Origin of the sequence: Novosphingobium sp. AAP83 (assembly GCF_001295795.1) — a bacterium.
GTDB lineage: Bacteria > Pseudomonadota > Alphaproteobacteria > Sphingomonadales > Sphingomonadaceae > Novosphingobium.
The window spans coordinates 1-20163 of record NZ_LJHY01000076.1 but is presented as its reverse complement, the minus strand read 5'-3'; the positions used below and the strand labels follow the sequence as shown (position 1 = coordinate 20163).

Sequence of the window (20163 nt, the reverse complement as noted above, 5' to 3'; positions counted from 1 at the left end):
AGCGAAGTCGAGACACTTGTGCGCGGTGTCTCGACTTCGCTCGACACGAACGGTCTGGTTTGCTTGTCGTGCCCTAGCCCTCGATCAGATCGAGGTATGCCACCACATCGTTATCCGTTGCAATGAACAGGCCTGCTTGCACTTCTTCAGGCTGGGCGGCGGCCATTTGCAGCGCTTGCGAGAGCGGCGCGTAACAAAGCGTTTCAGCGCTGCCGCCATCGTCGCCATCGCCGAGGTAATAGAGCCGTACGGTGGATTCATCAGATGTTGTGCGCATGGGCCAAGCTTTGGCAGACCAGGCCGCGCGTGTCATCCATTTGCGGTGGTGCGAGGACGCTGTGAATGCGCCCCCGCTATTGTCAAAGCCCCAACCAAGCGCGCAACCCCGAAATGCGCCGCAACACAAACCATTCCAGCAAGACTATCGCGACAAGCGAAAGCGCCAGCAAGGGGAGGAACGCGGCCAGCAGTAACAGCGTGATCCATACCCCCTTCCCCGCTCCGCCCTCGCGCATTTTGGAAGGCGCACCCAGCGTGGCCGCCGGTTTGCGCCGCCGCCACAGGACGAAGCCGGTGACACTCATCGCCACCAGCATCAGCGCGGTGAGCACGCCGATCAACTGGTTCACAAGGCCGAAGAGCTGCCCTTCGTGCCATGCCACACCATAGCCGACCACGCGATCAATCGGGTGTTTGTCGGTAAACGTCTCGCGCGATGTTTCGCGGCCTGTCCGTGCGTCATAGGTGATGGTGACGCGCAAAGGGCGGTTCTGCGCGTCAGATCGGACGGTCCATGCAGGCACCGCTTTCTTGCCGAAGCGCCCGGGAGCACCGGGAGGGGTTACCACGACAGGGAACGCCAGATGCTCGCCTTTGGCCTTGGCGACGACTTCGGTGAGGAATACGCCTGCGGGGCCGTGGCCTGTATGGGCGGACATATCGTGCCCGGCAATTGCGTGCCCGGCCATATCGTGAGAACCGGACTTGCCGCCCTGCATCATTGCGGCGTGATTGTGTTCGGCGTGTTCGTCCTCGACGGGTGCCTTGCCGCCGATGGTCCAATCCTGCGCGCCCTTTTGCCAGCCCATCTCGGCCCGGACCGCCTTGAACGCGCTGCCCCAGACATCGGCCCACGGTAGTCCGCTGACCAGCAGGACCAGCGCGAGGCCCGATACCCAGAAGCCGGTAACGGCATGGGCATCGCGCCACGCCGCGCGCGCGCCAAGGTTCAGACGCGGCCAGACGACGCCAGCCGCTCCCCTGCCCCGTGGCCACCACATGTAAAGACCCGTCAGGATCATCACGATGGCCCAACTGGCTGCCAATTCGACGATCCAGCTTCCACGCGGACCAAGCAGCAACTGGCCGTGAATATCATGCACCACCTGCATGATCCGCCATTCGGGATTGAGCACACCGACGACTTCGCCTTGGGGGGAGACGAAGACATCGCGCATGCCTTTTTCTTCAGGCAGACCGACGTGGATCATAACGGCCTCGCCATCAGCACGCGGCAGGCGATAGGAATGGAAGCTGGCACCGGGGAATTTCCCCAGTGCCGCTGCCACCTGATCATCAGGCGAAACCGCGCCGATGGTGGGCAGAGCGGAATAGGCCCGCTCCTCCCACGCTTCGACTTGCGGTTTGAACAGATAGATCGCGCCGGTGATCGACAGGATGACGATCATCGGCATGACGAACAGCGCGGCATAGAAATGCCAGCGCCAGATCGTGCGATAGCGCCCCGCACGGTTGGCTGTGGCGGCACTCATAGCTTCCATCCTGCTTCAACGAGGAATGTGCGTTGCGGATAGGGGTGGAACACCCATGCCCGATCATTCGTGATGTTATCGACGCCTGCCGAAACGCGGAATTGATCGGTGACGCTCCAATTGATGCGCGCATCCAGCGCGAAAAGCTCGGACGTGAAACCAAAGGTATCGCCGCGCTGGAGGCCGAAAAGATCGGTGTTGGGGCGGCTGGCATAGCGCATACCGAGCGATGCCTGCACATCATCAGTCAGCGCATAACGCACGTTCCCGTTGACCCGCCAGCGCGGGATGCGGGGGAATTGCACGCCCTCGGCCAGTGTATTGGACCGATTGCGCAGCGTTTTGGAATCGATCAGCGCACCGTTGAGATCGATGTCCATGCCTTCCACCGGCCAGTCACGCGTTTCGGCAATCAGTTCGAAGCCATACTGCCGCGTCAGATCAATGTTCTTGAAGTTGCTGGTGGAAATGCCGTTCTGGTTGAAGCCGGTGAACGAGAACACCGTGTTGCGCACGCGCTGGTAAAACGCCGATCCGGTCAGCTTCAACCAGCCGAAATCATGGCCAATCAGGAAATTGGCGTCCTTGCTCTTTTCCGGCTTCAGGTTCGGATCAAAGCTGTTGACGTTGAACGTGCCATCGCCGTTGAGGCTGCCCTGGAACAATTCACCCACCGTTGGATAACGCGTTGCCATCGCAAGGCTGAGTTGCAGCGTGGTATCGTCGGGAAGCCTATATTCAAACGACAGGCTGGGGTCGACTGAGTCATCGGTGCGCGAAGCGTAAGCATTGGACACCTGTTGTCCGGCAAGAGCGCCGGTGCCCAATCTGGTCAAACCACCATCATAGGCCCGCCAGTTATCGTAGCGGAGACCGGCACTCACCGTCAGCGCATCAAGGAACACACGCCCCTCAGCCCAGGCCGAAAGCTGGCGGGTTTTGCCAAAGGTTTGCGTGCTGAAGGCCTTGCCCGCAGCGCTGCTCCAGTTGGCAAGATTGTAGCGCGTCTGATCGGTGCGATAGGTGTTGGCGGTGAGACCAAAGGCCAGTTCGCGCTTGTCCGTCTTGTTCTCGATCACAAGATCGCCGGTCCACCAACCGGTTGGCCCCTGCTCTGCAAGAACGCCAGCGCCCTTGGTTTGGCCGGTGACATAGCCGTTCGAGGTGAACCCGTCGGAACGGGCGATCTGGTACGTTGAAACCGCAAGGCGGGCAGTCGTGTTGTCGGCAAGCGGGGCTGCCAGTTTCAGGCCGGCGAGGAATTCGTCGCGCAGGGTCTTGGAAAAGTTTGCGCCAGACGCGGTGTAGCTTTGCGCACCAATCCGCACGCGGCCTTCGCACACCACGTTGCCCGCACCATCGCGAAGATAGCAATCGGGTGCGGTCTGGCTGTCTTCATTGTGCCAGAACGCGAAGAGGAACTGCCCGGTCAGATTGCCATCATCATAGCCAACTTTCAACTTGGCCTGCTGCTGCGTGATTTTTGCAGGCGATTGTGCGGCAAAATAGGGATTGGTTGCGTTGCCGGGCGCGCCGGGGATGCCGGTGCCCGCAGCGGTTGCGCGGACATGTTCGGGATCGGTAATCGCGCCGGTTACGACTGTACCGCCAGCGCCGCTAACAGGCGTCAATCCAAGGAAGCTCATCGGATGGCCGGTATTGCGGAAATAGCGCCCGGTCAGCCGGACAGACCACGGACCGTCCTTTTGCTTCAATCCCAAACCGACCTCGGCCGATCCGCCCCAGTAATCGTTTTGTGTGGAGAACTGGTCATAGGGTTGGACCATGCCCTGTACTGTGGCGAAAGCCTCAGTTTCCTTGGGGTCACGCGTGGTGATGTTGATGATGCCGCCCATCGAATTGCCGACATAGCGTGAGCTATAAGGGCCATAGACGATGTCGAACTGCTCGACCTCACCTGGACCCACGATGCCCCACTTGGGGCTGAAGCCGAAGCTGTTACCGAGGAAGTTGGAGACGGTGAATCCATCCACCATCACCAGCGTGCGCGCACTTTGCGTGGAATGGGTGCCGCGAAAGCCGGGCACGCCATTGCTATCGCCCGAGTAGCGTTTGCGCACAAAGAAGTTGGGCGCATATTTCATCAGGTCTTCGGTGTTGAATGCATTGATCCCGGCGAACTGTTCTTCACCAAGGCTGACCGCAAGGCCGCGCGGTTCGATCTCGATAGGGGCATCACGTTGCCCCACAACAAGGATCGAGGCCGGAGCGTCGGCAGATTCGGTATCTTCAGCAAAAGCAGGCGCAGCAAAAACGAGCGCTGTGGCCAGCGCGAAAAACGATGTCTTCATGGGATTCTTGTTCCGGTATTGCCGCCGCGCGGATTGGCGCAGACGGATCTGTCAGCAGTGGCCTTGAACTGGCCGATGTTCGGCTGTCAGACGGGAACCGGTGGTGCGCGCAAAGGCGGCCGGATACGGCGCGCAGTGGTGATGCGCCATGGCGCAACTGCCGCAAAGCCGAGCAGGAGAATGAACGCCAGCGCAAGCGCCAGAAGCAGCGGATCGGCACCCGATAGCCCGGCCATGCCAAGGCCGGAGAACGCGCAAGCCTCACCGCTCTTGGCTTGGGCCGAACGCCCTTGCGCAGGCTTTCCGGGGATAACGATCTGTTTGGAGATCAGGTGCCCGCTGCTGGCATCGGCGCAAATCGTGATCGTGATCACATGGTTGCGCGTATCGACCATGAACCCTGCGGGCACGAGCGCCTTCATGGCGAGCGCGATCGCGATCACCGCAAAGGCTAGCCGTCTCCGGACCAGCAGGATATGGCGCAATGCTTCCATAACGGCGCGCGCTTAGCGCCTTGGCAGGCACTTGTCACCGCTGTTCGCGATAAATCTGGATGTTAATGGCTCCGGTGCAAAAATTCCTGCAAACCCGGTTGACCGCCCCCCCGGTCACGGTTAGAGGCGCCCTTCGTCTTGCAGAGATTAACCAGTCTGCACAAGGGGCGGAGTAGCTCAGCTGGTTAGAGCAGCGGAATCATAATCCGCGTGTCGGGGGTTCGAGTCCCTCCTCCGCTACCATTTTTCACAAAAAATCAGTGTTTTACGCCTCATTCTGGCGGTGAAAACCATTAGCACGGTTTATCGCACGGTTTTTGGCTGTCCTGAGACGGTGGATACACGGTGTTTCGCCGGTTGCGGAATGGTTGTGAAACACGACTGATCATTGTTGGTTGGAAATCTGCGTTTTGACAGTGGCTACAGCGTGAAGGCGCTGGGCCAAGCGATACTTGGAGCAGATCAGCGTTTTGGACGCTGTGTGGGCTGGCATTCCATAGGATTAATAGGTTGAGGGCGACTGAATCGTAGAAGCTTAAGACGATGGGCTGTTTTTGAGCCGCTGGGCATATGCCAATCGTTCCGAAGCAAAATTGTGAAGCTGAGGGCATTGCGTTGGTTGATGGGCAGCGTTTGCGAGATTTGCTCTCAACCGGGCTTGTTCATGAGTACGGATGACAGAACGCCGAAGCCACGGAACAGACCGAAGAAGGCACTGCCGATACCGCCGAGGACGACAACTGTAGTGTAAATCCAATGCTTCTTTGCGAGATAAAGAGCGGTTTTCCATGAGAGGCCGTGAGCCTCTTTCCATGTTGCATGGGTTTTTAGGGACTTATCAAAAGTCCGCTGAATGAGATTGCAAAAGACATCGACCTTACGAAGCGTCGAACGATGTAGATCAACATATTTGCCGTTCTCGAATGCTTCAGCTTCCTGTTTCCCCGTCATGAAATCCAAGGCTTCTATTTTGTTCTTTGCCAACAGATTTTCGAGACGCGGATGACCAATGTAACTGATGCCATAAAGCGAGCCAATCTCGTCGGTTCAGTTTTCTCATGCATCGCAATCTATCGCGAAATCGCACGGAAAACATCGATTTTTGTATCGCGCTTCGGATCGTCATTGACGTCTCGGTCGGTCATTGATTCAAGGCTGCTTTTTGGAGGCAGGCTTGAGCAGGGGCGATCTTAGCGAAGCGGAATGGCGCATCCTGAAGGGGTTGCTGCCGATAGAGCCTGAGAACCGGGGGCGAGGCAGGCGTCCGGAGCAAAACCGCTCGATCATCAACGGCACTCTGGCGGCTCCGATGCGGAGCGCCATGGCGAGACGTTCCATTCAAATACGGTGACTGGAACACGATCTATCGGCGGTTCCGACGCTGGAGCGAAGCCGGGGTCTGCGAAAGTGTGGCAGTAACGCTGGCCGAGGTCATGACAGACAGAGGCCACTATAGCATCGACAGCACCACAGTCCGCGCCCACGTTTCGGCAGCGGGCGGAAAAGGGGGACTCATCGACGAGCTCTTGGCCGCTTGCGGGGCGGGTTCACCAGTAAACTTCACTGCCTGGCTGACGCCCTCGGACGGCCAATCGCCTTCCACCTGACAGTCGGTGAAGCAGCGGATTGCAAAGCCTATGACGCGCTGATCGATCAACCTGAACGTGCACCCGATGCCCTGCTCGCGGACAAGGGATATGATGCCGACGCCATCCGCACCGATCTGGCTGAGCGACAAATCGAAGCTGTCATTCCCGGGCGTTCAAACCGCTGCGTAACAATCGAACACGACCGGGTTCTATACAAGCAGCGCAACCGCATCGAGCGCATGTTCGGTCACCTAAAAATCAATCGCGCCATCGCAACCCGATACGACCAACTCGCCGAAACCTTCCTCGGAATGGTACACATCGCATCAGCCAGATACTGGCTGAAATTTGTCCACGCCGCCTAGAGTTATTATCAGGTCCAAAAATATTGTGACCCAACAACATTTTTGCGAATTCTATATTAGAAAAGCCACCGACCTATCAATCAACAACTGCGCTGTACCCTGCAGATCTGTCCATACAGCATAGCCGTTGGAATCCTCACCTTGGATCCAGTTTTCAAGATCGGAAATGGTAACGGTGTCGTCCTGATCACCATCTACGATCAACCTCCGCATGCCGTCTGTGTCCTTGTCAGTCGATTGCAGCGCATCAAGCGCGAGTATCAACGTGTTGGCTCCATCGCCTGAGATATCAACCTTTTCGATGCCTAGAATTTGGCCTGCTTGCACGATGGCCCCCAAGTCGATCTCGATCCCGCTGCCAACAAGCGCGATCGTGTCAAAGCCAAGCCCACCATCAATGAAGGTCGTGCTCTCTCCCGGTACGCCATTGAAATGGGCGATGTTATCTGCATTGAGCAAAAACACATCGTCGCCGGCACCCCCATAAATCGCATCCGCACCGCCTTGACCAAAGACGATGTCGTTGCCCGGTCCTGCATAAACCACGTCTGCGCCACCGCCAGTTTCGATGCGGTCGTCACCTGCGCCAGCATCGATCAGGTCAGACGCAAAACCGGTCTGGATGACGTCTGCTTCATTGCTCGCGAAGTCGTCATTCACGATTGTTAGGTCAAGCGATGACACGAGAATACGCTGGGTCTGATCCGATGAAGCGAGCAAGCTCAAGCGGAACATTTCGTTGTTCTCGACGATGGTATCGCCTGCGAGTTTGATCGTGATGGTGGCCTCGGTCTCCCCATTTTGGAAAGACACCACACCTGCGGGCAGAATGCCGCCGAAGAAATCGGCGCCACTCGCGGCGCTGTCGCCGAGTTCGGTGACTGCCCACATCACGTCGGTTTCAGCAAGGTTGCTGCCACTGCGGCTGACAGTGAAGACGTATTCACCCGATACAGCCAGCTCTCCCTCGGCAGAGGGTGCCGAAGTCAGCAAGAGGGTGATGCCCGCGTCATCGTCTATGATCGTGCTGTCGATAGGCGCCGGCGCGGAAAAGCCGGCGGCCGAGATCGACACCGTGAAGGCGCTGTCCGATTGCACTATCGCATCAGGCTTTATCGGCAACCTCAGAACGATGCGTGTGTCACCGGCAGGGATAGTGACGGTGCCACTCAGGCCTCCCAGTGTCTCCACAAGTTCGATCTGGCTGGTATCAAATTCGTCGATAGACACCCCGGTTATCAGGAAGCTAACCACCAAAGGCTGCGAATTGTCACCGTTACGAACGATCTCGTAACTCAGGGAGTTTTGCACGAGCGTGCCTTCGTTGACCGAGGCCGATATGGGCTTGAAGACGAGGCTGGCGTTATCGTCATTCTGGATCACCCCGATCGCCTTTGAGCCCGACGTATCGATTTGTGTACTGCTCGATACGGACTGAGCGCTGAGGGTGACCATGAAGCTTTCATCACTCTCGAAAGTCGTATCGCCCTTCACTATCAATTCGAGCGTTGCCGAAGCATCACCAGGGGCGAAAGTCACCACCCCAGAGCTGGCGGACAAGAAGTCCTCCTCCGTCGTGGGATTGTCTCCAAATCCGCTGACAACGTAATTGACCGATGCAGCCTCCGAGACATTCCCCGTGCGGGCAACGGTGAAGGTGTAAACGGTCGCACCGTCCTGGCCCTCACGTTGCGTCAAAATCGCTGGACTGATGGCCACCAAAGCGTCGTCATTCAGGATCGTGATGATGGCCCTGCCTTCAACCACGGAAGCGTCAGACGCCTCTATGATGCGCAGGCGCAGGGTCTCGTCGGCACCCAGCACCTTGTCGTCCACCGTCTGAACCGTGATGGACTGCTGGGCATTCCCGGAATTGTCCGTGAGCAAATCGACATAATAGGCTTGGCGGATGGGGTCGAATCCATGCTGGCCCGTGATGAGCCCGTAATCGTTAGAATTCGCCGGTGAAACGCCTGTCCCTTCCAATGTCCAATATGCCCGTACTGCGGTATTGGGCATGCCTTGGGCCGAAATTGTGAACTGCGCGGAGCCACCTTCTAGTACGGTCGAACTTGCACTGCTGACAAATACCCCCGTGTCATCGTTGGCAACTACGCCCGAGGCGCTCTGGACGATAATCCGCGCGTTGGGGTCACCGGTCACCAGGTTTGAGATAACCACTTTGAAGCCCTCATCCGGCTCAAAGTTGGAATCAGGAGCAATTGCCACCTGAAGCGTCTTGACACTCTCACCATCGGCGAAGACGGCCGTACCGGCCGGCCAGTAACCGCCGAAATCGAACAGGGTGGCACCGTTGGGACCGTCCGTTTCGAGCTGCCAATCCACACTCGCGGTCCCCGTGGTGTCTCCAACGCGTACGATCCTGAAGGTCAACAGTCCCGCGCTCGTTCCTGAACCTTCCGGGGTCGACTCAGAGGCAAGTTCCACCGCGATGGCAGGGTCATCGTTCTGCACAACCGCGCTCGCCGAGGTATTGACCAAGACGACGCCTGAAGGATCAGTTGTGACCGCGTTGCTGACCGACAATGTGAACGATCGGTCGAAGTCACCGATGTCGTCGCGCAGCACCTTGACTTCGATTGTGGTTGTCAGCGACCCCGCTTCGAACACGGCTGTACCCGACGTGGGCCCATCCAAGCGGGCCATATCCAGCGGATACGGCGCGGAACCGGCAACGACCCAGTCCACTTCACCGTCGATGAGCGAATTCTCGCGGGTCAAAGTGAAGATATACGAGGTGTAGCCGCTGCCATCGCCCTCCGCCTGCGACGGCGAGGCTGCTGACAAAGTGATACGGTCCGCATCGTCGTTGACCACCTTGAAGAAGCTCTCTGAAACCCCGACCGCAGTACCGCTGCTCGCGCTTGTCAGGCTTATTCGGAACAGTTCATCCAACTCGGACAGGTCATCCAAATTGACATTGACTGTAAAGGTGCGGCGGCTTTCGCCGAGGCCGAACTTTACCGTGCCTGAATACTGGGCGAAATCGCCCACGCCATTCGAGAAACTCTCTGCAGACGCAATGTTCCAGTCAATGAAACTCACGGCACCCAAGTATCCGGTGCGGTCAATGGTGAATGTAAGGACCGCGCCCTCCGCAGCCAGACCTGGCTGAACCGCGCTGCTCACATCGACAAGATTGACCTGTGAATCATTGTCACGAATGGTTCCCAGGGCTGCTGCCCGCGCGGGATCGATGCTGAGACCAAGGTCGGGCGAGGCAGTCTGCACAAGCTCGAGCCGGAAGGTTTCGTCGCCTTCAATGTCGCGATCTCCAGCGATACCCGGGATCGCGAGTTGAATCTGACTTTGTCCAGCAGCCAACGTCAGCGTTCCCAATGGCAATAGCGAACCGTTGAAATCAGCCTCGCTGGCATCTCCTACACCAACTGTGGTTCGGACTACCCGCCAACCAACGGCGCTGGAATATTCGGCGCCGCCGACGCGATCGAGAACAAAGATCATCGCCTTAGAGCCGGAGTCTCCCTCGATGACCCTTGCATCGCCCCGTATGGAAAGGGTGGAATCATCGTCGACAATCACGGCGTTGGCCGCATCTCCAGCCCCAGGCAACAGGCCAGAGCCGATCGGGTTTGACAGCTGAACCTGAAATTGCTGGTCCCCGGAAATCACCTGATTTGGGGCAACGGCAATCCTCACTCTCTGTACGCTTTCACCATCAGCGAACGCAACCTGACCAGATGTGTCAACCAGCAGCCCAGCTGTTACTGCAGCGCCGGTGATGGTCCAGTTCACACTCGCTGGGCCAACGGTATCGAAGTTCCGCGAAATGAGGAACTCGACAAACTGAACATCGGTGCCGCTGCCTTCGCGAATGCGATCCTTGCCGCTCTCGAAGCCCACGGACAGCACGCTGTCGTCGCCCAGAATGGTGCCAACAGCCGTCGCTTTGACAATCGTGTCATCCAGCGCCCCCTCACCCAGCGCAATGGTGACGTCGAACGTTTCATCAAGCTCGGGGTCAACATCATCTGTAAACGGCACATAGATCGTCTTGGTAAGTTCCGTGCCAGTAAACGTCACCGTGCCAGACGAAGGACCGGCAAAGTCGTTTGCCGAAGCCGCGTTGACCCCGCTGCCGATCAGCGACCAGTGAATTGTCTGGTTTGCATCCGTTGCAAAGTCTCGCGAGATTACGAAAGCCTGCCCAAGCACGTCTCCTTCCAGAACCGGGGTGCCGGCAGTGACAGAGAAATTGCTGTCGTCGTTGGCAATCGTGAAGGTCAAAGCGCTGCGGTTGGGATCCTGATCGATCACGCCTCTGGTCACGCCGCCAAGACTGACGAAAAAAGTCTCGTCGTTTTCGGGAAGCGTGTCGCCCTTGATTGATATGTTGATTTGCTTGGTGAACACTCCGTCGTCGAACTCAACAAAATCCTGCCCGAAGCCAGAGAGGAAATCTGCGGCATCGGCTGAATAGCCACCAAGAGCGGCAAAATCTCCGTCAACACTGAATTCGACGATCGCCGCACGAGGGTCTGAGTTTGTAGGCCTCTCGATAGTGAAGGAGATGAGGATGTCCCCATTGGTCTCGACCAGCCGAGTGGTCGATGCGTTCACCGACCAAACCAGTGGGGCAAATGCACCGCCCGCATCCGGGTCATCGTCATCCAGGATGCGCGTTGTCGCACTGGCGGTGCCAAGCAGGGTTCCCGCGCTTGGGTTGCGCAGTTCCACAACCAGGTCTTCAAAAACGCCTTCGTTGACGAAATCTTTGCGGACATTGATGCTAAATTCTTTGAATAGCGCAGTGTCCCCGGCGGAGAAGGTAACGGTTCCCGACGGAAGCTCCCCTCCTGCTATCACAAAGTCTTTTGCATCAATGCCGCCTTGCTGCAGTACTCGCCACTGCACCGTGGAGATTTGATCTGGCACCCCTGTCCGGTACACCCGATACATCAGAGTGGTGAAACCTACGTCCGAAAGGACAGTACCCTCGGTGAATGATTGGGTCTGTGCCTCAAGCGAGACCACGGAATCGTCATTGCCAAGAGTGACAGCCCGGCTTGCAAGCGTTGAGCCATCAGTGCCACTGAGCACAATCGATAAAGTCTCGGCATCCTCCACAACCTCGTCGGCCCGAACCACATATGTGCGCGTAACTGCGCTTTGGCCGATAGCGAACTGGATTTGCTCGTTTTCAGGAAAAGCGCTCAGACCGTCAAAGTCTGCCAAAGTCATGGGCGCACTGGCACCGCCGGACATCGAAAAGGCCAGAGTTTCTTCTGTGTTTGACCCGCCAGCCCTGAAGAACGTCACCTTGAGAAGGCGAGTTCCATCGCTACCCTCAAGGAAATAATCGCCCTGCAATACGCCTGCATAAGAGACGTCGATGCCGTATCCGACAACATCGTTCACGATGTAGGCAGTGATGCCTTGCGGTGCAGCCTGTGATGCATCGGCGCCGGCAAAGTGCAACTTGAACGCCTCATCTCCCTCGATCAGGGCATCGCTGAGCACCCGAATTGTCAGAGACTTGGTCAATTCGCCTGCGGCAAACGTGAACCGCCCAGATGGCAGGCCAGCGTTTGTTCCCAAACCATCCTGACCAGTTTCAAAGTCAGCGGCACTCACCACTGTGTTGAGCGGATCATCACCAAGCAGGAGCGACCACTCATAATCTGCCGCACGAGAGGAGTCGACGCGAGACACCGTGTAGGTAAACTCCTTGAACCCGACCGGGAGGGAGGCCTCCACCTGCCGAACCTGGTCTGGCGACAGGGTAAGGCTGACCGGATCGTCTTCGATAATGGTGCCTGTTGCCGTGCCGGCCCGAACGTCCGTCGTGTCACCGACACCATTCGATACAGTGAGGGTGAAGTTGCGGTCACCCGTCATCTCATTGTCACCGAAGGACGTGACGACGATATCCTTGCTGATCTCGCCTGCCGCGAACTCAAGGGTCTGTTGCTGGGGAAAGGCACCGCCAAAATCGACCAGCAACGCGTCGGTGTTGCTTGCCGTGGCAGTCGGCGCAACCGACCACACAAGGGACGAGGCCTGGCTCACGTCGCCCACCCTGAAGACGGTGAACGTGTGGGTGGAACGATCGTCGGTCTCCACGCTTGCCGCACCAGCGGCATCGATACGCAAGCCGACATCGTCTTCAAGGATCGTGCCAACGACGGAGGCTGTAGGCCCGCGGCTGAAGCCACTCCCCGCCGGCGGCTCAGACAAGACGAGCAGGAACGATTCATTCCCCTCATACAGCCGGTCAGCGTTGAGTTGAACTTCGATTACCGCGGTAAGGGAGCCAGCTTCAAACGTCACTACGCCGGAGGTCGAGACAAAATCATCTGCTTCCGCTGACCCATCCACAAGGTTGGCAGCGGACGAAAGACCGGAAATATGCCACGGCACCTCGATCGTCCCCAGTGCAACGAGGCGACTGACCACAAATCTCAGTGTTTCAGTTGCCTGAATATTGCTGCCTTCAGATCCCGATTGCGGGGCTGAAGCGAGTGTCACCAAATCATCGTCGTTGAGGATCACCAAGTCTCCGGTGCGCCGGGCATTATCCAGCGTCGCACCAGTCGACGGGGCATCAAGCCTGAGTCTCAGCGTCTCATCAGGCTCTCGCTGGTCATCACCCGCAATGGGCACCAGAATTTTGGTAACGGATTGCCCGTCTGCGAAGACAACTTCTCCGGACAGCAAGGGCGTTTCGGTTGCAGAAAACTCAACATACAGACGATCAGCCGAGTTGTTTGCACCTGAGCCTGCAGATCCCTGCACGGCCAGATCGTAATACAACTTTACAGGCCCTGTCGCTCCCCGCGTATCGACATACAGGAGAATATCGGACTCTGAATACACACCCGGAATATTCTGTTTCGAATCCAGGGCAGCCTCAAGCGTGTTCGTCGATTGTCCGATAAAGGGGTTCAATTCCGTGCCGCCGCCTGACACGGCAAAGCCATCAACCATGCCGCCAGCCTGGGTGATATATCCCACCTTCACCTGGCCGGTGGCACTGCCCAGGCTTTGGATGCCATCAACCTGAGAGAACGCCTTGGTGGACAAAACGGTCGACGCGTTGGGGCCAACAATGGTCTCGCTGATCTGGTTGCCGGCAGCATCGCGCCCTGTCACCAGGAAGGACGTTGTTGAAAGGTCATCCGGGCTTGTGATCGAAACCTTGCTGGGGGTTTCAAAGACAGCAACCGCTTCGCCCAGCTTCATGTCGGCGCCATACCGCGACACAGTCTGCTCGTCGATGATGGGGCTGACGGTGCCGACTGAATAGAGTTGATTTTTTCCGGAGTCGCTGGCGCCCACTTCCACTTTGAGAAGATGCGTGAACTGGTTCTTGGTGATCGCTGATCTGCCGTCACCAGCAATGCCGAACAGCGTTTCGGTAACAACCACCCCGTCGACCAGGCCAGTCACCTTCATCATCTGTTTGGCGGCCCCGTCGCCCTTCGCCGTGATGACAACGTGCTGGCTGCCGTCCAACACGACATAGCCGCGATCGTCCACCTCGCCCGACAAGGGGATTGATTGGAAGAACCCAGCTTTCGGGACTTCTGTCAGGTTCAATACAGGTGCAGCATCTGACCCCAAATAGTTATAGTTTGTGATGGCCGCGAAACCGGTAACGCGCACCTCGGCATTCGCCGCCAGGTCGGCGAAGGATTGACTGATAGGCATTCCATTGCTGTCCCGTCCGTTGAGGACCAGATCACCTGCAAAATCAGTTTCAGCCTTGAGGATGAGGTCGGAATTGCCCGAGATCGGAGACCCGAACCCGAACGACACTCGTCCTGGGCGGTTGCCCGCATACACATGGAAGTAGTAAGCCCAATCGAAGGAGATTGGCGTTACGAGGAGGCCATCTCCTGGGATCACATACTGGAAATAAGCCGGCCCCTCAGGCTGCTGCGGTGAAGAGCCATAGAAAACAACCGTGCGGCCAGCCAGTTCCGGGGAGAAGACGAACACCAAAGGACTGCTATCGGAAAACCCAGCACTACCGGGACTGACATAATCTCCGAAGAAAGTTACGCCCCTCTGGATCAGCTGATCGGCATAAAGCGGGTTGACGACCGACGAGCCATATTGGTTCAGCGACAATATGCTTTCCGCTGGGTTTATCGCTATCACGGTTAAATAATCAGCTGCCAGACCATTATTGGTCAAGCTCCAAAGCTCGCTGAACACACCCAGGGGATGTGCCACATCGGTTTCCGCGCTGCGGAGTTCGACATTGACCACCTCTCCATTGGCGTCCAGCCCCCGTGCGGTGACGACGGAATTGGGCATCCCGTCAAAAGCACGTGCAGCAAGCGCCGTGGGCGATACAAAGCTCATCGCGCTGCCCATGCTCAACTGGCCAGATTGGTCGCCGCTCGCAAAGGACACCCCGGTAACGGCAAGAAACTTTCCAATGGTCGCAATCGTGGTGGCGTTGGGTCCATCAATCACTTCGACCAGCGGGTTGCCGTCAGCACCCGTGCCCGAAACCGTGATTTGACGGCTGGACAGATCCTGGGTGCTCGTCAGCGTGATCCTTTCAGCGCTGGTGTTCTGCACGGCAACAGACAGCGACTGGCCCTGGGCCGTGATCTCTTGCGCATAGAGAATGGACCGCGCGAACTCGGGCAGCAGCTGGTCCATCGGGATCTGTCGCCCAGAAACGTCGGTGGTGATACCTGGCCGGAATAAGTTAAGATCATAATCTACGTTGAAAAGGTCTCTTCCGCTGGCCGCAAACGGCACGTCGTTTGCCAGATTGTTCAAACTGCCTTTGACGATCCCGAAAATGGGCTCCCACAACTGGCTGTTCGACGTCTCTTCCTCCCAGGTGAGGCGTTCAAGTTCCGTCACTCCAAGCGATTCCAGGGTCCGGAACGTGGCCATGCCGTCGCTGGGCCTATCCGAACCTTGAAAGCTACCCACGCGCATATTTACAGCTATGGTTTCGCCCGCAGCAGTCTTGCCAACAAAATCAAAACCCAGACCGTCGAAAGCTTTGATATTCGGCTGTCTGATGTAGACCAGCACGCTCCCTTCAAGATGCGCGTGGTCAGGCATTTTATACGAAACCGATACGCCGTTCAGGGTAAGATCGGTGTTTCCACTGATGGACTGGAAATTCGCAATTCCATCCGAAAATGCCTTTTGCCCAACGATCGTGAGTTTTGCACCCTGGTCCACATAAAGGCCATTGATGGTGGCTTGATCGCGTCCCTCAATACCATCGGACAGGTTGGCATACCGCACCCAGACATAGCCGCTGCCCGGCAATTCCACCGCGCCCTTTGATACGACAGTATCCGCCCCCGTTGCTTCAACGACAGGGATCAGCAAATTTTGTCCATCCGTGATCAGATCATTCACATTGGTAGAAAATGTCCCATCAGGCGCATAGCCAATGCGCCCCACGTCAACGCCATACCGCCCCAGCTGGGCAATATCGAATGAGATGGTGACCGGGTTGTCTATCGTTGCCGTCGGCGCATCCACCTTGAATATTGCATATCCAATGTTTGCCGCGCGGTCTTGACGTATATTCCCAGTCTCAGGTTCGAAATTTGTGTTATACAAGAAATTGTTGTTCGCCGCTGCGGTCAAAGCGTTATCAGCGCTCTGCAGGACCAGAAACCCATCCGAACCGGGAATGGGCGTGTTCAGATCGGATGCCTGATATCCGATGTTGACACTGATATCTGCCGGCAAATTGCGTTGGATTTCGATGGATTGAATATAATTCATCACATACGGAGAAATGGCCACACCTGCGCTTGGCCCTTTCACGGCCACCTCAATGGGCACCGTGAATTCGAACTTACCAGAGAATCCTCCACCGTTGGGATCGATATAATTTCCCTGCGCATCAACCGCCGCAACGCTGTAAATTGCGGTGAATGCGTTCGTCGTTTCGACAGGGTTGCTCAACCCTATCTGAATATTCCCCGAAAACGCCTTGCTTGCGACAACAGAGTCGATGGAATCAAACGCTTTTTTGGTTGCAACAGTGGCTTTGTCGCCGCCTCTTCCCCAAGGATCGACTCGAAAATTGAAATCGGGGGCAGAGATAGTCTCGGATATCGCTCTGCCCTGGGCATCGCGGCCGGAAATGGTGAACTCTGTCGAGGTAATGAGCTCAACCTTGAGGATTTTCTGGACATAATTGGTATCGTAGACTGAAAGTCTAATTGACGCCCCTTGCAGTTCACTGCCTTGCGCCCGGATATTGCCCGCTGCGAAATCAAGTTTGTCAATGCCGCCATACAACTGCACATTCTCCCAGGTCGTACCATTGAAGCGTTCGACCGAACCACTATAGATGTCGAACACAGAAAATGAATCGATCTGGTTCAGCGTCATTCCAAAGTTCTGTAAAATGAACGCTTCGTCCAGGATGACAGTGGTGTTTGGAGTTAACTGTCCATTCGTCGAGATCATGAGCCTCGCACCGCCCTCAAGCGATACGGACTGCGTGAGCAAGTTTCCACCCGCATAGCTGTTCACTGCGGCAAGTGCGTCAGCATCAAAGTCTTGGACTGCAATGATTTCACTGATTTGTTCGCCCTGTTGATTAAGGCCGGTAATCATGAACCTGTTGGGTGCAGATGACCCGTCGATGCTTTGGAATATTCCAGAAACTTGTTCGCCACGGACAAATTGGGGAACATCCAATCGCATCAATTCGTCTTGCCCGTAGTCGCCTTTCCCTTTCTGAAAATTGACATTAACCTGACCCGGAGAGAATGAGCTGAAATTGGCCACCGACACGCCGCCCTTGATCACAAAGGTGGCATCGCTGAGGTCTGCGTCGGACCTCAACACAGGAATGCCCAACTCTGTAAACTCGGCGCCAGCGACCCTTTCGGATACGCCATAGCTGTCTGCCGTTGTAGCGCGGATCCCGCCAGCATCGCCGGCGGTCCACGGTACCTGCAGATTGCTGAAAAAAGCTGAGTCTTGATAATTGACGTTATCGGTCGGGATCTCCAATTTCCCTACTGCGAACTGGGGTGCCAGCGTTTCAACTGCAGCAACCTTGGTGAAGAGGGCCGCCGTTGCACTGGCGCCGCCGTTCGATCCCTGGATGATTTCGGTAAGAGGCTGACCATTGACGTCCAGCCCACTCACGCGGAAATACATCCCCGCAAGATTGTTGGCAGAGCTGATGACAACGTGCTGCCCCTCACCCGCAACACCGGGCAACAACACACCACTGGCGTCAGCAAAAATCGACTGCCCATAACCGCTGAGCGCGACATTTGATGCGATGTAATCGTTATCCGCCACTGGCCCGACCGCCGACAGGATTGCGCCCCCAGAAATGCTGAGATTTTTCAGCACGAACTGGTCGAAAATCGGGTTTCCATCGTCGGCATCTCTAAAACGTTCATCGCGGTTGTATGCCACCATGATATAACCGCTCTTGGTGATCTGAACCGTTCCCTGGGCCGATTGCGAGCCTTTGAAATCTGCCAGATCAATCCACGAATTGTCGATTTTGTTGAAAACACCGATCGCGCTGTTTTCAATGCCAAGATCGGCACTATCGCCGGTCGCACCGGTTTGAATGGACGACAGCGACCATTTCACGCTATCTTCACCGACAGTGCTGCCGGATCGTGTGACAGTGATTTCAACAAATCGTGCGCTGCCGCCGTTGCCTTCAACGACATTCGTCAGTGAGGCTTCAAGGCCAATCAACGCATCGTCGTTGACGATGGTCGCCTGCTTCACATTGGAATAGCCCGGCAGATCAATACCCTGGGTCCCGACGATCTTTGTGTCAGCCGAGGCATTGGACAGCGTCACTGCAAATGTTTCGTTCAGCCCGCTCTCATAACTCGCATCTCCGGCGATGCGGACGGTGATGTCAGCCGACAGCTGTCCGGGCAGAAGTGTCAAGACGCCGCTAGGGTAGCCGCCGTTGTCGCCGAGCAAGTCCTGGCCTGGGGCCAGGTCCGCAAGGGATGCTGTTTCAGGTGTGACCCGCCATTCCACCGTGGCGGCGCTGCCGGAGAAACCGATGCGCGAAACAGTCAGGGATAGACTGGTGGCGCCAGAATCCCCTTCCACCGCCTGCGCAACGGTGTCCTGACGGAAACCCACCGCGCTTTCATCGTCTGAAATGAAACCTTCGATTTGCGGGGTGATCAAGCGAATACCCGCCGGAAGATTTTCAGACACAAGTTTGAGCAGGAAGCCTTCCGTGCCTTCCAGAATAGCATCCTGTCTGGTTCTGAAGGTGATGGTCGCAGTGGCCTGATTGGCAGCAAAGGTCACTTCGCCGCTGGGCAAGACACCGTCATCAAAATCGGCGGCCGAGACACCATTTTCCAATGCAGATTCCACCGACCATCCAATCGTCAGCGGTCCATCCACCACGCCAGAACGGGTCACGTTGAAACTATACTCGGTTTTGGTGCCTTCAAGGACACGGTCTGCGTTGGCAGACAGTTCCACGTCCTGCAAATTCGGGTTAATGCTCGATGTGGCCCGGTCGTTGAGCAAGGTGAAATTGCCATCCGCGTCCTGCAACTGGATGGCGAAGGTCTGATAACCTGCGATTGCCTGGCCAGCAGGCGTCGTGAAGGAAATTACCTTTTCTTCCTCCCCTTCCGCAAAGGTTATTTGCCCAGCGTTGTTAAACCGGTCAGTCGCTTGCTCGCCCACGCCAGTGATGGTGTAAGCCACAGTCTGATTTGCGCCTAGGGCACCCGCGCGCTTAACAATGAAAGAGTGCGTAACATCACCATTACCAGCGTTGGCAATCGCCTGGGCTACTACTGAGATATAAGCATCATCATTGACAATAACGCCGCTGGTCTTGCCAATCACCTGGGATCCATTGGGCAGATCGGTTAGCGTGATATCGAAGGCTTCGTCAGGTCCGACTGCATCGTCACCGCGCACTGTGATCGTGAATGTGGCAGTCGGTGAGCCGTCTGCAAAAGTGATGCGCCCGGCGGGCAGTGCCGACAGGGGCGTCCCGTCCTGGTTGGCAAAATCATCGGCTGTCACCAGGGCTGATCCTGACGCCCCAAGTGCATAACCCACTTCTAGCGCGCCGAACGTGCCGCCGATGCGGGTCACCGTATAGGTTATGACCGTCTTCTCGCCTGCTGCACCCTCTAGCAAGGTGGTGTACTTGTCGGCGCTGATCCTAAAAGTCTGGCCACCATCAAGTACGTTGGCGTCATCTATGATGCGCACAATGGCTTGGGCGTTGTCAGGGTCGATGGCATAGCCGGCCGAAGGGGTGTTCAAACGAAGTACAGCCTCTCGCAAGGCTTCCAATGAAACACTTGCTGGCACTTGCACGATCACGGACGCGGTATTGCTGTCACCGACAAATTCGACAGTACCAGTCGGCAGCAAACCGCCGGGGAAGTCTGCTGCGGACAGGCCGCGCAGCTCCCAATCTACGGTCGCTGTCAAGAGATCGTCCCCATCTCCAGACCTGAATACTGTGAATTCCAAAGGCACGGTCTGCCCTTGCGACGGGGCCGCGACATCAGAGAACCGGGTTGGCTCGACACTCAGAATTCTGGGCGCCTCGTCGATGTCGTTCACGCTCAGCGTGACTGCTTGCTCCGACTGGTTGCCTGCCGCGTCGGTCGCCA

7 protein-coding genes, 1 tRNA gene and 1 pseudogene are annotated in these 20163 nt (G+C 56.8%); 3 read left to right on the top strand and 6 right to left on the bottom strand.

The features are described 5' to 3' along the window. Window positions 1-73: 73 nt before the first annotated feature. The 4 genes from IP81_RS19265 to IP81_RS19250 form a co-directional block, all read right to left on the bottom strand. Window positions 74-277, bottom strand: a complete 204-nt coding sequence (locus IP81_RS19265; RefSeq protein ID WP_054109627.1) for a hypothetical protein — start codon at window positions 275-277, stop codon at window positions 74-76. An 82-nt stretch (window positions 278-359) separates the two neighbouring features. Beyond that, on the bottom strand, window positions 360-1772 hold the full coding sequence (locus IP81_RS19260) for a PepSY domain-containing protein (RefSeq protein WP_054109625.1): 1413 nt from the start codon (window positions 1770-1772) through the stop codon (window positions 360-362). Further along, on the bottom strand, window positions 1769-4084 hold the full coding sequence (locus tag IP81_RS19255; protein WP_054109624.1) for a TonB-dependent receptor: 2316 nt from the start codon (window positions 4082-4084) through the stop codon (window positions 1769-1771). The genes IP81_RS19260 and IP81_RS19255 overlap by 4 nt, the downstream gene beginning before the upstream one ends. Window positions 4085-4170: 86 nt before the next feature. After that, window positions 4171-4578, bottom strand: coding sequence for a hypothetical protein (locus tag IP81_RS19250; RefSeq protein WP_054109623.1), 408 nt, complete (start codon window positions 4576-4578; stop codon window positions 4171-4173). 166 nt (window positions 4579-4744) lie between these two features. Between IP81_RS19250 and IP81_RS19245 the strand changes: the two genes are divergently transcribed. Continuing rightward, a tRNA-Met gene (locus IP81_RS19245) sits at window positions 4745-4821 on the top strand. A gap of 405 nt (window positions 4822-5226) precedes the next feature. On the opposite strand, the gene IP81_RS19240 is transcribed toward IP81_RS19245, so the two are convergent. Beyond that, complete coding sequence (locus IP81_RS19240; RefSeq protein ID WP_054109622.1) at window positions 5227-5562, bottom strand: hypothetical protein; 336 nt, start codon at window positions 5560-5562, stop codon at window positions 5227-5229. Window positions 5563-5816: 254 nt separating this feature from the next. On the opposite strand from IP81_RS19240, the gene IP81_RS21470 reads away from it, so the two are divergent. Both IP81_RS21470 and IP81_RS21465 read left to right on the top strand, forming a co-directional pair. Next, window positions 5817-6185: a transposase gene (locus tag IP81_RS21470; RefSeq protein ID WP_231627135.1), complete on the top strand. Its 369-nt coding sequence runs from the start codon at window positions 5817-5819 to the stop codon at window positions 6183-6185. After that, window positions 6083-6532 (top strand): annotated as a pseudogene (locus IP81_RS21465) (IS5 family transposase); the annotation flags it as partial. The gene IP81_RS21470 and the pseudogene IP81_RS21465, both read left to right, overlap by 103 nt. Before the next feature lie 51 nt (window positions 6533-6583). Here IP81_RS21465 and IP81_RS19230 read toward each other — a convergent pair. Continuing rightward, entirely contained in the window at window positions 6584-20113 is a 13530-nt protein-coding gene (locus tag IP81_RS19230) for a Calx-beta domain-containing protein (RefSeq protein ID WP_197274713.1), read from the bottom strand. Between the last annotated feature and the right edge of the window lie 50 nt (window positions 20114-20163).

What these genes read in the sequence shown, in the direction of transcription:
- IP81_RS19265 (WP_054109627.1), bottom strand. Translation starts at nt 277, where the DNA reads ATGCGCACAACATCTGATGAATCCACCGTACGGCTCTATTACCTCGGC.
- IP81_RS19260 (WP_054109625.1), bottom strand. Translation starts at nt 1,772, where the DNA reads ATGAGTGCCGCCACAGCCAACCGTGCGGGGCGCTATCGCACGATCTGG.
- IP81_RS19255 (WP_054109624.1), bottom strand. Translation starts at nt 4,084, where the DNA reads ATGAAGACATCGTTTTTCGCGCTGGCCACAGCGCTCGTTTTTGCTGCG.
- IP81_RS19250 (WP_054109623.1), bottom strand. Translation starts at nt 4,578, where the DNA reads ATGGAAGCATTGCGCCATATCCTGCTGGTCCGGAGACGGCTAGCCTTT.